Below are 13,991 nucleotides of genomic sequence, written 5' to 3'. Positions count from 1 at the left end.
CTGTCAAGTAGACAGTGGAAATAATAAAAAACACTTTAAGCGGCTTGAACCCTATATTCTAATGGGCTTAAGCCGTTTAATTTTTCTTGGTAACGTTCATTATTGTAAAACTGGATATAATTATCTATCGCTTGTTGTAACGCTTCAAATGTCTCATACTTATGTAGGTAATACTTTTCACACTTCAACGTCCCCCAAAACGATTCCATTGGTCCATTATCTATACATTTTCCTACACGTGACATGCTATGAATCATTTTTGCTTTTTCTATCTTTCTCTTAAACCCATGTGACGTATATTGATACCCTCGATCACTATGAATCAATGGATGTTCATTCTCTTTTAATATAGTGATAGCTTGATCCAATGTTTGAAATACCAATTTATTATTGTTTGAATGTCCCAATACATAACTAATAATAGACCCATCATAAAGATCTAAAATGGCGCTTAAATACGTTTTCCTTCCGTTTCCTAATTTGAACTCCGTGACATCTGTTACCCATTTTTCATTGGGTTTGCTTGCAGTAAATTCACGATTTAGTCGATTTTCAGCGACATATTGCGCAGTTGAGGGAACATAGCGCTTTCTTTTCCGACGAATCACGGACTGTAATCCAGCAATGTGCATTAAGCGATAAATGCGTTTGTGATTAAACTTTTTATGATATATTCTATTAATATTTAATTTCATTCTTCGGTACCCATAAATGCCTTCTACTCGTGCATAAATAGCTTGAATATCCAGAAGAATTGCTTCATTCTCTAATTCTCTAGCTGTTGGCGTACGCTGTAGCCATTTATAATAAGCAGCACGAGATACACCGGCAATTTCACATAAAAGGATTACTGGCAAATTTTCATTCGCATGTAAATCTTGAATCGCTCTATATTTATTTTGTAGACGAACGCTTGTTAACGACGCCTCCTTTCGAGTTCTTCTAACTTTTTTAAAAAAGCATTTTCTGCACGTAATCGTTCATTTTCTCGTTCTAAACGTTTCATTTCCAGTTTAAACTTTTCTTCAGCTGTTAATTCATATTCTTCTTTCTTTCGACCGCGTTTATCTTGTAGTGCTTCTTCACCATTCGCTTCAAACTTCTTGACCCATTGATATACTTGTTGATAAGAAACTTCATAACTTTCGGCTGTGAGCTGATAGTTTTTCTGATGTTGTATACAGTAATTCACAATTTGAATTCGTTCTTCTAACGTTGTTTTTCTTCTACTTGTCATAGAGTTTGTCATTCCTTTACCGGTATCATTTAGTTCTCTATGACTATTATACTTTTTAATCCATTTTCTCAAAACCGCAGTACTGGATATATTGTATTTTTGGATAATCTTGTTTAACGAATCGTGTCCTGATAGATAATTATTGACGGCTGCTAACTTTAGCTCTTTTGAGTAACGCTTCCAAGAAAGTGCTTCTTCTAGGCCGTCTTCACCATTCACTTCATACCTTCTTTTCCAATCTCTAATCGTCCCAGGATCAACAGAAAACTTTGCCGTAATGTCAGCTATTGAATGATGACCATCTTTATAAAGAGCTAAAATCGCCAATTTTTCAGCTTTAGAATATTTCATTCTAGCCATAAAAAATACTCCCCTTAGATAAACAGATTTTTATTTTTTATCTGTCTACCTAATGGGGAGCATATCAGGACTCAATACTGTTTTACCTGGTGTGATTCTTTATTTTAACTTCGCAAGACGATCTTCTAACTGACCACGCCAAATATCAGCTAGTTCTGGAACAGCAAGAATTTTTTCAATGCCATCTTTATCTTTTCTATTATGAAAATAAATTTCGTTAGAGAACAAAACAGAAACATTGCTCGGTTGACGTTCTAGTAATGTAATTTTAGAATCTTTACGTACAGTACCTTCTTGAAGAACGCGGCATAGGTAGCCTGTAAATCCAGTTGCTACAATGCGTGGCAGTATGCCAGGGATGCCGAGGCGTTTTGAAATAGTGCTACAAGGAACGCGAGCTTGTGTCACTTGAATGATTGCTCCACCTAGTTGATATGTATCTCCGATGCAAACATCACGCTCTAACATATTTGTTACGGTAATGTTTTCGCCAAATGTGGAAGCTGGTAGCGTAGTTTGAAATTCCTCTTCCCATAGTGCGTAATGCTCGTGTGGGTATACACAAACAGCTCGATCAGGACCGCCGTGATGTTTTAAATCCGCTACGTCATCACCACGAAATCCGTCTTTTGAGAGAAAGGCCTCTTCTGTAGGATCTTTACATATACCTGTTATCATTTCTTTATCTTCGCCATATTTCATTTGTTTCGGTTTACCAGTACTAAAGTGAACGAGTTCAATTCCCATGTTTGATCTCCTTTACGATTGATTACAATATTATAGCATTAAAAAAGCACAGAGAATGATAAAAAACTCTGTGCTTTACATTAATAAACGAGAAATCCTGCTTTATCTAACGCCTCACAAGCAGCATCTAACTTCTCTTTAGAATCTGCTTCAATTGTATGTAAGTGAATACCGTCTGTTAGTTGCGATAGATAGGAAGCATTTGTGTTTTCGATTTTTTGTAAATATTGCTCTACATCAAAGCGATTGCTTACCATAATGGATGCTGTTAGGTCACCGTATACAGGATGCTCAACTTTTACGTCTTTAATCGTAACGCCGTGGTCAACAAGCATTGTAAGTTCTTGACGTACTTCTGCTGGTTTGTGCTGGCATACGATTACGCGTTCAAAAGCTTGTTGTTTCTCTTGTGGCTTTAAATATAAATAGCCTTGGGCAGTCGCAATAATTGGTTCGTTTCGTGCTTTAAGCAAGGAAATATCTTGCACGATAACTTGTCTACTTACGTTTGTCTTCTTCGATAGTTCATTCCCAGATAACGGCTCATTTGCAGCGAGAAGCCACTGAAGGATAAGCTGTCGTCTTTCTTCACCTAAAATCTTTTTTTGTTCATTTTGTTTCATTATGATTTAACACCTCTATAAAATTGATTTCCAATTGTGTGTAGTGCATGAATAGTAGTATCAATTTGATCTTTCGTTGTTTGTTGTCCGAAAGAGAAGCGGACATATTGTTTGGCCTCTTCATACGTTTTTCCAATTGCAAGCATAGTTTTCGAAGGTTCTTGTTTACCGACTTGGCAAGCACTTCCGGTGGAAATGGCGATACCATGGCGATTACATTCTAGCATAGTATATTGACCTTCTATTCCTTTTATTGTAACCCCAACAATATGTGGTAAACAAGAAGTAGAATGACCTTCTACTTCAATTTCTAGCGGAAGTGTTTGTATTTGCTCTAAAAAGTAGGATCGTAACTCTTTAAAACGTAAACTTTCTTCCCATTGGGTTTTTAATATATTTTCAGCAGCTGTTAAAAAAGATGCGATGCCGGGAACATTTACTGTGCCTGGGCGAAATCCTTTTTCGTGAGAAGTTCCTGGAAATACTTGTTCCCAGCGAGATTGCGGATTTATGTAGCAAGCGCCGACACCTTTTGGTCCGTATATTTTATGTGCTGAAACAGAAAGACTATCAATCCCCATCTCAAAAACATGGATAGGCAGTTTACCAAACGTTTGCACACAATCCGTATGAAATAAAACATTATATTTTTTTAAAAGTGCCCCGATTTCTGTAATGTTTTGAACGGTTCCGATTTCAGAGTTTCCATGCTGTATACTTGCTAGCACAGTATCTTCTGTAATAGCTGCCTCTAAATCTACTAAACAAATGAGTCCATTTTTATCAACAGGAATTTCAGTGATCGTATAGCCTTTTGATTTTAGAGATTGAAAATAACTTCGAATGGATGCATGTTCCATAGGTGTCGTAATAATATGCTTCTTAGTTCGGGGATTTAGAAGTGATTGGATCGCAAGATAGTTTGATTCCGATCCGCCACTTGTGAAAAATACTCCTTGTTCTTTTCCTCCAATCATTTCCGCAAATGTTTTTCGGCAAACTTGTAATAAAGAAGCAGCTGTTCCTCCAATATCATGTAAACTTTGTTCATTTCCGAAGTATTGCGACGCTGCTTTCATATATGTTTGTAACGCTTCCTCGCTCATAGGTGTAGTAGCTGCATAGTCAAGATATATCATCATGTAAGTTCCTCTCTCTAGTAAGAGTTACAGTTCTTTTACTTTTTTAATGGTAGTGAAAATAAGAATTATAAAAAAACTCTTGTTATTATTTTAAAACTATGTAAATATAGGTGTCAAGACAGTTGAAAAGTGTAAAGTAGGAGGCAACAATTATGCCAAGTGCAGATGTCTTAATTATTGGAAGTGGTGTTGCGGCACTTCGTGTTGCAAAAGAGATTTGTCACGAAAAGAATGTGATTATTATCACAAAGGAGACGAAACGTAATAATAATACACATTTAGCTCAAGGTGGAATTGCCGCAGCGGTAGCTACATATGACAATCCTAATGATCATTTTGAAGATACATTAGTAGCAGGTTGTCATTATAACAATGAAGAAGTGGTCCGTTATTTAGTCGAGGAGGGACCGAAAGAAATTAATAACCTTATTGAAAGAGGAATGAAATTTGATGGGGATGAAACAGGTCCTCATCTTGGAAAAGAAGGAGCGCATCGAAAACGTCGTATTTTACATGCAGGTGGCGATGCAACAGGAAAGAATTTATTAGAGCATCTTATTCAAGAAGTAGCTCCATACGTTACGGTAGTGGAACAGGAAATGGTGCTCGATTTTATTATAGAAAAAGATAAATGTGTTGGGGCTTTAACTCGCAACAATAAAGGAGAATTGAAACGTTACAATGCAGATTATACGGTGTTAGCTTCAGGCGGTATTGGCGGTTTATACGCCTTTACTTCTAATGATGAGACGATTACAGGCGATGGACTTGCAATGGTGTACCGTGCAGGCGGAGAGCTTGTAGATTTAGAGTTTATACAATTTCATCCGACGATGTTATACGCGGGTGGGCGTTGTTCCGGCCTCGTGTCCGAAGCTGTTCGCGGAGAAGGAGCTGTCCTTATAAATGGAAAAGGGCAGCGTTTTATGATGGATATACATTCCGAACAGGATTTAGCGCCTCGTGATGTAGTCGCAAGGGCTATTCATGAACAGCTACTTGCGGGTGAAAAAGTGTACTTAAACATCGAAATGATTCAAAACTTTGAACAACGCTTTCCGACCGTGTCATCGATATGTAAAACAAATGGAGTCGATATAAATAAAAAACTTATTCCAATCGTGCCCGGTACTCATTTTCACATGGGCGGCGTGAAAACGAACTGTGATGGAGAGACGTCTATTCCGAACTTATACGCAGTCGGTGAAGTAGCTTGTAACGGGGTTCATGGTGCAAATAGATTAGCGAGTAATTCATTATTAGAAGGTCTTGTGTTTGGAAAAAGAATCGGACGACACATTTTATCTAGAGAGACAAAAGAAAAGGTGAACATGCTAGCCGAAAAGGAAGCAAAGTTTATCGTTCTGAATCATTTACCGACGAAAGAAGAAATACAAAAATGCATGATGAAATATGTTGGGATTGTGCGAACAGAGCAAAGTTTATCTTATGCGAAGAGATGGCTTAGTAAGTATGGTGTTCGAAATATGATATTACAACATGATGTTCTTACGAATGAAGAGATAACGCTTATTAATATGTTAACGGTTTGTGAGCTTATAGTTGTATCAGCCTTGCAAAGAGAAGAAAGTATTGGCGGGCATTACCGGAGTGATTATCCAGATAGAAATATAGGAAAGAAAGAGATTGTTCGAGTAAAGAGAAAGCGACAACTTGTGTGATGAGGGGAAGAGAGGCTTTATGAACACGATAAAAGTTAAAGAAGCATTAAATCGATTTTTTTTAGAAGATATAGGGGAAAGAGATGTAACATCTCAGCTTATTTTTCCAGATAACTTGCTTTCGAAAGGAACGTTTCTTGCGAAGGATACAGGGGTCTTTGCAGGACGTTTAGTAATTGAATCAGGATTTAAATTAATTGATGAGAGAATTGAAGTAGAGCTTCATAAAAAAGATGGGGATCTTGTAGAAAAAGGCGAAATCATTGCAACAGTGCAAGGTCCAATTGCATCGTTATTAACAGCAGAGCGCGTTATATTAAATGTTATTCAGCGTATGAGCGGAATAGCGACGATGACGCGTAAAGCGGTTCTTGCTTTAGATAGCAGTCATACTCGCATTTGTGATACACGAAAAACGATGCCAGGACTACGTATGTTTGATAAGTATGGAGTCGTGTGCGGCGGTGGATTTAATCATCGCTTCGGTTTATATGATGGTGTCATGATTAAAGACAATCATATTGCGTTTGCTGGTTCTATTACAAAAGCTGTTACATCAGTGAAAGAAAAGTTAGGACATATGGTGAAAGTAGAAGTAGAAACAGAAACTGAGGAACAGGTGAGAGAGGCTGTTGCTGCTGGTGCGGATATTATTATGTTCGATAATCGTACGCCAGATGAAATCCGGGAGTTTTCAAAAATTGTACCAAGCGCTATCGTTACAGAAGCTTCAGGGGGCATCACAATTGAAGATTTATCAAAATACGGAAAAACAGGGGTAGATTATATTTCACTTGGAGCGTTAACACATTCAGTGAAAGCACTTGATATTAGTTTCAATATTGAAGAGTAAGGAAAGTGGCTTAGAGGGGGAGAAACGTATATGAGTATTTTAGAACAAGTACAGCCAATTGAAACGATGTTACCAGAGCGTTATTACACGATGTCAACGGAAGATATGGAAAAGCGTGTTCGTGAAATTAAAGAGAAAATGGGGAAAATGTTATTCATTCCAGGGCATCATTATCAAAAAGATGAAGTGGTACAATTTTCAGATGCAGCAGGGGATTCACTTCAGCTTGCGCAAGTTGCAGCGAGCAATAAAGATGCAAAATATATTGTGTTTTGCGGGGTGCACTTTATGGCGGAAACAGCAGATATGTTAACTACAGATGATCAAGTTGTCATCTTACCAGATATGCGTGCAGGTTGTTCGATGGCGGATATGGCAGATATTGAACAAACAGAAAGAGCATGGAAAGAGCTCACGAAATTATTTGGAGATACGATGATTCCGTTAACATATGTGAACTCTACAGCTGCAATTAAAGCGTTTTGTGGTCGTAACGGAGGAGCAACAGTAACTTCTTCTAATGCAAAGCAAATGGTATCTTGGGCGTTTACTCAAAAAGAACGTCTCGTCTTTTTACCAGACCAACATTTAGGGAGAAATACAGCGCACAATCTAGGTATTCCGTTAGATAAAATGGCAGTATGGGACCCACACACAGATTCATTAGAGTACGATGGGGATATAGAAGAAATTCAAGTGATTTTATGGAAAGGACATTGTTCTGTTCATCAAAATTTTACAGTGAAGAATATTGAGAGTGTACGAAAAAATCATTCTAATATGAATATTATTGTACATCCAGAATGTTGCTATGAAGTTGTAGCTGCTTCAGATTATGCAGGCTCAACGAAATATATTATTGATATGATTGAATCAGCGCCATCTGGTAGCAAATGGGCGATTGGTACAGAAATGAATTTAGTAAATCGAATTATTAAGCAACATCCAGATAAAGAAATTGTTTCGCTTAATCCATTTATGTGTCCGTGCTTAACGATGAATCGAATTGATCTGCCTCACTTATTATGGACACTTGAAACGATAGAAAGAGGAGAAGAAATTAACGTTATTAGCGTAGACAAACAAGTAACGGCAGAAGCAGTTCTTGCATTAAATCGTATGTTAGAGCGTGTGTAAAGCAACGGTATTCCCGTTGCTTTTTTTCATACATATAATCATAACGAGAACGAAATGGGCATACATTGTTTTGAAGAAATCATTGTGGTTCTTTATGCTTATTCCACTTCGAATGATATTGAAAATCGAAGAAGTGATAAAAGTGAAAAGAAGTTAATGTTATTTAGAAAGAGTTACTTCAAGAGATTTGTTACTTATAGATAAGTTATACAGGAGGGGGAAAATTTGAAAATTCATATCGTGCAAAAAGGGGATACCCTTTGGAAAATTGCGAAAAAGTACGGAGTGGATTTTGACACGTTGAAAAAAACAAATACACAACTTAGTAATCCAGATTTAATCATGCCAGGTATGAAAATTAAAGTGCCATCAAAGAGTGTTCACATGAAACAACAGGCTGGAGCAGGTTCAGCGCCTCCAAAGCAATACGTAAAAGAAGTGCAGCAAAAAGAATTTGCAGCAACACCAACTCCGCTTGGAATAGAAGATGAGGAAGAAGTTACGTATCAATCAGCACCAATTACACAGCAGCCAGCTATGCAACAAACACAAAAAGAAGTGCAAGTAAAACCGCAGAAAGAGATGCAAGTAAAGCCACAAAAAGAAGTACAGGTGAAACCACAGAAGGAGATGCAGGTAAAGCCGCAAAAAGAAGTACAGGTGAAACCGCAAAAAGAGGTGCAAAAAGAACAGCCAATTCAAAAAGAAAAACCGTCTGTTATTCAAAAACCACCTGTGATAGAAAAACAAAAACCGGCGGAAAAAGAAAACACGAAGTTTTCGGTAAATGTATTACCGCAGCCGCCACAACCACCAATAAAACCGAAAAAAGAATATAAAATTTCAGATGTAATAAAAAAAGGAAGCGAGTTAATTGCTCCTCAAATTAGTAAAATGAAACCTAACAATATCATTTCTCCGCAAACGAAAAAAAATAATATAATATCGCCGCAAGTGAAAAAAGAAAATGTAGGGAATATAGTGTCGCCGCAAGTGAAAAAAGAAAATGTAGGGAATATAGTGTCACCACAAGTGAAAAAAGAAAATGTAGGAAATATAGTGTCGCCGCAAGTGAAAAAAGAAAATGTAGGAAATATAGTGTCGCCGCAAGTGAAAAAAGAAAATGTAGGGAATATAGTGTCACCACAAGTGAAGAAAGAGAATGTAGGAAATATAGTGTCACCACAAGTGAAGAAAGAGAATGTAGGAAATATAGTGTCACCACAAGTGAAGAAAGAGAATGTAGGAAATATAGTATCGCCAAATGTATCGAAAGAAAATGTAGTTATTCCACAAGTCATACCGCCAAATATTCAAATGCCAAATATAATGCCGATCATGGATAACAACCAACCACCGAATATAATGCCAATTATGGATAACAATCAAATGCCGAATATGATGCCAATTATGGATAACAATCAACCACCGAATATGATGCCAATCATGGATAACAATCAAATGCCGAATATGATGCCAATTATGGATAACAATCAAATGCCGAATATAATGCCAATTATGGATAATAACCAAATGCCGAATATGATGCCAATCATGGATAACAATCAAATGCCGAATATGATGCCAATTATGGATAACAATCAAATGCCGAATATGATGCCAATCATGGATAACAATCAAATGCCGAATATAATGCCAATCATGGATAACAATCAAATGCCGAATATGATGCCAATTATGGATAACAATCAACCACCGAATATGATGCCAATCATGGATAACAATCAAATGCCGAATATAATGCCAATTATGGATAACAATCAAATGCCGAATATGATGCCGATTATGGATAACAATCAACCACCAAATATGATGCCCTATCAAATGCCCATGATGCCGCCGAATCCGTATTATCAACAACCAAATCCATATCAAATGCCATATCAGCAAGGAGCGCCGTTTGGACCGCAACATACGTCTATGCCAAACCCGAATATGATGCCAATGGATAATAACATGCCGCCGCTTGTGCAGGGTGAGGAAGATTGTGGATGCGGAGGAGAAAGTAGACTATATAGTCCACAACCAGGCGGTCCGCAATATGCGAATCCTTTATATTATCAACCAACTCAGTCTGCATATGCACCACAGCCAGGAACGATGTATTATCAACCAGATCCACCAAATGTATTTGGAGAGCCCGTTTCAGAAGAAGAGGACGAAGAAGAAGTTTAAAAAGGCGGGAGTATTCCCGCCTTTTTTGCATTCCTGTTAATTAAGAAAAGGCAGTTTTTTTATGAAGTGCTAGAAAATTCCCAGTGAAATATTAACAGTGTAAAAACCTTCTCTGTTACTCATCATAAGAGGGAGCTTTTCAGTAGAGAAGCTCATTCTAACAGAGGGGGTTTTTGTATTGAATACGAAAGTAAAAGTGATTGCTGCTTCTTTGTTAGTTACTAGTGCATTAGCTGCATGTGGTACACCAAAAAACAATGCAATGGATGGACGTAACTACAATTACGAGCGTACATCTTATAATGATACACACCAGTATCGTGATAATGTGACGCGTAATGATCGTTATACAGATTATGTAACATATAGAAATGGTCGTAACGATACAGGATACAATTATTACCGTGATGTAAATTACAATGGACAAATTGCCAATCCGCATCCAACTCGTAATATTACAATGAACAATTCATACATTAACAATGATGGTAAAACAGCTGAAAGAATAACAAATCGTGTGAAACGTATGAATAACGTAGACCGTGTGTCTACAGTTGTATATGGAAACGATGTAGCGATTGCGGTAAAACCACGTAACACAGTGACAAATGAAACGGCGATGGCGAACGAAATTCGTCAAGCTGTTGCAAATGAAGTTGGAAACAGAAACGTATATGTTTCTGTAAGAAATGATATGTTTACTCGTGTCGATGCAATGAGTACGCGTCTACGTAACGGTACAGTTACAAACGATTTTAATCGTGATATAGGAAATATGTTCAGAGACATTCGTTACGGTTTAACTGGTACAGTGCGATAGCAAAACAAAAGAGGAAGGGGGAGCCCTTCCTCTTTATTCATCTTCGTCTTGTAAACGACGTTTTTTAATAAAATAACTAACGGAATAAGAACCTAAAAAGCATATGAAGAGAATACCACCTGTTAAAATAGCTTCAAATAGGGGGCTTTCTGGACTGAAAATGATATAAATAATAGCCATAACGATTCCTACAATAAGAGAGCGTAAAACAATTTTGTAATAAGGAGTTAATTTTATCTCCTTTTCACTTTCTTCTACATCAATTGAAACACTTAACTGTAAATAACTAAGGATCATACTCGTAAGAATAAATACTAGCCATAATGGAGATTTCGTAATTTGATCTATTCCTTCAGTGAATCCGATATAGCCTAAAACACCGATTATACCAAGTGATTGAAAAAGAAAGACAATACGTATGTTTTTTAACGTTTGCAGAATGAGACGTTCATCCTTTATTTGTTTCATAATATCTATCTCCCGTTTATGATGATTTCGCTGTTATGTTTATTGTAATATATATATTGCATTTATCAATTTATAATTTGCGTTTGATTTATTTGGATGAAAGAGGAAATAAAATATTTTTATAAACATGTTGCACTTATACTTTATTAATGTTATATTAGCAAAGCGATGAGCTAATTTACGTAAGACGAGAGATATGCTTAAGTGCTAAACACGCGAATGTGGTCGCCTGGTCTCTCGCCGTAAACGCATCAAGACGCCTGCTTTGCAGGCGTCTTTCATTTTATATAAAAGTAAATGATACATGCAGATGAGGTGAATCCTTATCTGCATTTTTTATATTTTCGAAAGAAATGTAATATGGATAAAACCCCCATTTCCGGAAAAACTACTAATGAAAGTATGATCTTGCCTAAAAGAGGTGAACGGAAATGAAATGGATACTGATTGCGATGCAAGCTTTCGTTATGATGTTTTGTTTCGTTTATGAAACGAATGTGAAGGCGGAAGGGCCAGTACCAGAAGTAACGAAAAAAGAACCTGAGGTTACAATTTTATTAGAGCGTATGTATGTTGATGGCGAAGTAAGCGAAGAAATACTTACAGAAAAAGTGACGGATTTAGAAAAGTTTTTACAGCAGTATAAAGAATGGCAGCTCGTTGATCGTGATGATGTACAAATTGTATTGCAAAAGAAAGTTGATGATATTTCTCCGTTATTGAAAACGAGCGGGTATTTTGGTGTTTCAGAGGAAGGGATATTACAAATTTTCAAAGGTGTGCCAAAAAATGATAATGCGATCCATTCTTTCTTTCAAATTGATATGAAAAAGCTTGAGAGCTATGAACGTGCGAAATTGAAACGTGGCATTCGTATTAAATCAAAAGAAGGTTTTGTGAAGACGATTGAAAAAATGAAGCAATACGCAGTTCAAAGTAAGAAAAAAAGCAGCTCATGGTGAGCTGCTTTTTTTCTTATTTATTTTTAGCTAAAATTTCTTTTGCGATTTCATCAATTAGCATATCTTTTCCGATTGGATTGAATGCTTTCGTATTGAAGACTTCATTTGATACTTCATATACGTGATTGTTCTTAACTGCTTTATTGTCTTTCCAAACAGCACTGTTTTTGTAGTCTTCGTAAACTTTATCAGCTTCGCCGCCGAAGTTTACAATAAACATTTGGTCAGGCTGAAATGCAACTAGACCTTCTAGTGATACTTGCGCCATCGTTTGTTTTAAATCCGTACCTTTTGTTGCTGGAAGTTTTAAGTCATTAAAGATGATGTCACCGTATCCGAAGCTACCGTATACACGGAAGTTTTGTGGTGTAACTGCAACGAACATAAAGTTCTCATCTTTTGTTTTCTCTTTAATTTTTTTAGATAAAGAGTCTGCTTTCTTATCGTAGTCTGCAATCCATTTGTCTGCTTTCTTCTCTTCGTCAAATAGCTTACCTACTTCTTTAAACTTACCACGCCAGTCTTCTAAGTTTGTTTCTAGAACAACTGTAGGTGCAACCTTTTCTAGTTGATCATAAATTTTTAATTGACGGTTGTTTAAAATAATTAAGTCTGGTTTTAAAGCAGTAACAGCTTCTAAATCAACTTTAGGTGCCCAGTACCAACCTACTGCTTTTACTCCATCTAACTTGTCTGTTAAGTGATTTTGGATTTTATCTTTATATGTATTTGCTGTACCAACAGGTTTATGTCCAAGAAGTAATAGTTCTTCTGTTGATCCAGATAAGTCAACAATTCTCTTTGGATTTACTGGAATTGTAGCTTCACCTTTAGCATGTTTTACAACTTTTGTTTTCGGTTGTTCTTTTGCTTTCGATTCTTCTTTTTGAGAAGAACAGCCAACGATAGAAAGAACAACAAGCATAATAGTAAATAAAATAAATAGCTTACGTTTCATCCTGATGTAACCCCTTTAATTAGTATTGATAATCATTATCGACTTCTGTATATTAAGGTGCTTTAACCTTTCTGTCAATGGAAAATAACAGAAGTTTCAAGTGGAGAACATTTGTTGGGGCAGTCTCGCTTTTCTATCATTAAATATGTTAAAATGGAATACATGATTTAAGAGGGAGAGATCGTATTTTGTTTGAATATGTTACAGGTTACGTGGAGTATGTAGGGCCGGAATATGTCGTAATTGATCATAATGGAATTGGTTATCAAATTTTCACACCAAATCCGTATGTATTTCAAAGAAGTAAGCAAGAAATCCGTGTCTATACATATCATTATGTGAGAGAAGATATTATGGCACTTTACGGTTTTAAAACACGTGAAGAGCGTTTATTATTTACAAAGTTGTTAGGCGTGTCTGGCATTGGGCCAAAAGGCGCTCTTGCAATTTTAGCTTCTGGTCAAACAGGACAGGTCGTTCAAGCGATTGAGCATGAAGATGAGAAGTTTTTAGTGAAATTCCCAGGCGTCGGAAAGAAAACAGCACGCCAAATGATTTTAGATTTAAAAGGAAAACTAGCAGATGTCGTACCAGATGCATTTGTTGATTTATTCTCAGACACAGAACGTTTTGATGAGAAGAAAGGTTCATCAGCTGAGCTTGATGAGGCACTGGAAGCTCTGCGCGCACTTGGATACGCAGAACGCGAAGTTTCTCGTGTTGTACCAGAGTTATTAAAAGAAGCATTAACGACGGATCAGTATATTAAAAAGGCACTTAGTCTTTTACTAAATGGTAAGAGGTGA

General features: G+C 36.8%; 12 protein-coding genes and 1 pseudogene. 7 read left to right on the top strand and 6 right to left on the bottom strand.

All coding sequences use genetic code 11. The annotated features are described in order from the left end of the window. Positions 1 to 35: 35 nt before the first annotated feature. The 4 genes from DN407_RS21960 to DN407_RS21945 form a co-directional block, all read right to left on the bottom strand. Positions 36 to 1,597 (bottom strand): IS3 family transposase gene (locus DN407_RS21960; protein ID WP_149216632.1). Its coding sequence is split into 2 segments (ribosomal slippage): positions 36 to 964 and positions 964 to 1,597, totalling 1,563 coding nucleotides; the frame shifts between segments, so codons are not numbered across the junction. 99 nt (positions 1,598 to 1,696) lie between these two features. Beyond that, entirely contained in the window at positions 1,697 to 2,344 is a 648-nt protein-coding gene (locus DN407_RS21955; RefSeq protein ID WP_000510707.1) for an MOSC domain-containing protein, read from the bottom strand. Positions 2,345 to 2,424: 80 nt separating this feature from the next. Continuing rightward, the gene (locus DN407_RS21950; RefSeq protein WP_000812272.1) at positions 2,425 to 2,967 is read right to left on the bottom strand and encodes a transcription repressor NadR; all 543 of its coding nucleotides are present in this window, start codon (positions 2,965 to 2,967) and stop codon (positions 2,425 to 2,427) included. After that, positions 2,967 to 4,109 carry an IscS subfamily cysteine desulfurase gene (locus DN407_RS21945; protein WP_000973761.1) on the bottom strand — a complete coding sequence of 381 codons (1,143 nt, stop codon included), beginning with the start codon at positions 4,107 to 4,109 and terminating at the stop codon, positions 2,967 to 2,969. The genes DN407_RS21950 and DN407_RS21945 overlap by 1 nt, the downstream gene beginning before the upstream one ends. 152 nt (positions 4,110 to 4,261) lie before the next feature. Between DN407_RS21945 and nadB the strand changes: the two genes are divergently transcribed. The 5 genes and pseudogenes from nadB (at position 4,262) to DN407_RS21920 (ending at position 10,797) form a co-directional block, all read left to right on the top strand. Next, a complete protein-coding gene (gene nadB, locus DN407_RS21940; protein WP_001138539.1) occupies positions 4,262 to 5,791 on the top strand; it encodes an L-aspartate oxidase in 1,530 nt (509 codons plus the stop codon). A 19-nt stretch (positions 5,792 to 5,810) separates the two neighbouring features. Continuing rightward, entirely contained in the window at positions 5,811 to 6,644 is an 834-nt protein-coding gene (gene nadC / locus DN407_RS21935; RefSeq protein WP_001092230.1) for a carboxylating nicotinate-nucleotide diphosphorylase, read from the top strand. Positions 6,645 to 6,674: 30 nt separating this feature from the next. Continuing rightward, positions 6,675 to 7,781 (top strand): quinolinate synthase NadA, encoded by a 1,107-nt coding sequence (gene nadA, locus DN407_RS21930; protein WP_000025337.1) that lies wholly within the window; start codon positions 6,675 to 6,677, stop codon positions 7,779 to 7,781. Between the two features lie 225 nt (positions 7,782 to 8,006). Continuing rightward, positions 8,007 to 8,163 (top strand): annotated as a pseudogene (gene safA, locus DN407_RS32960) (SafA/ExsA family spore coat assembly protein); the annotation flags it as partial. Positions 8,164 to 10,155: 1,992 nt separating this feature from the next. Continuing rightward, a complete protein-coding gene (locus DN407_RS21920) occupies positions 10,156 to 10,797 on the top strand; it encodes a YhcN/YlaJ family sporulation lipoprotein (protein WP_001093541.1) in 642 nt (213 codons plus the stop codon). A gap of 33 nt (positions 10,798 to 10,830) precedes the next feature. Here the strand turns inward: DN407_RS21920 and DN407_RS21915 are convergent, their stop codons facing one another. Beyond that, the gene (locus tag DN407_RS21915) at positions 10,831 to 11,265 is read right to left on the bottom strand and encodes a hypothetical protein (protein ID WP_000809472.1); all 435 of its coding nucleotides are present in this window, start codon (positions 11,263 to 11,265) and stop codon (positions 10,831 to 10,833) included. A gap of 431 nt (positions 11,266 to 11,696) precedes the next feature. On the opposite strand from DN407_RS21915, the gene DN407_RS21910 reads away from it, so the two are divergent. After that, entirely contained in the window at positions 11,697 to 12,227 is a 531-nt protein-coding gene (locus DN407_RS21910) for a BofC C-terminal domain-containing protein (protein ID WP_000871174.1), read from the top strand. A gap of 13 nt (positions 12,228 to 12,240) precedes the next feature. Here the strand turns inward: DN407_RS21910 and DN407_RS21905 are convergent, their stop codons facing one another. Beyond that, positions 12,241 to 13,185 carry an iron-hydroxamate ABC transporter substrate-binding protein gene (locus DN407_RS21905; protein ID WP_000823606.1) on the bottom strand — a complete coding sequence of 315 codons (945 nt, stop codon included), beginning with the start codon at positions 13,183 to 13,185 and terminating at the stop codon, positions 12,241 to 12,243. Positions 13,186 to 13,373: 188 nt separating this feature from the next. Between DN407_RS21905 and ruvA the strand changes: the two genes are divergently transcribed. After that, positions 13,374 to 13,991 (top strand): Holliday junction DNA helicase RuvA, encoded by a 618-nt coding sequence (gene ruvA, locus DN407_RS21900; RefSeq protein WP_000464509.1) that lies wholly within the window; start codon positions 13,374 to 13,376, stop codon positions 13,989 to 13,991.

The sequence above is a fragment of the Bacillus sp. JAS24-2 genome (genome assembly GCF_008274905.1).
In the GTDB taxonomy this organism is placed as follows: domain Bacteria; phylum Bacillota; class Bacilli; order Bacillales; family Bacillaceae_G; genus Bacillus_A; species Bacillus_A cereus.
This window is presented reverse-complemented; position numbering and strand designations above follow the sequence as displayed.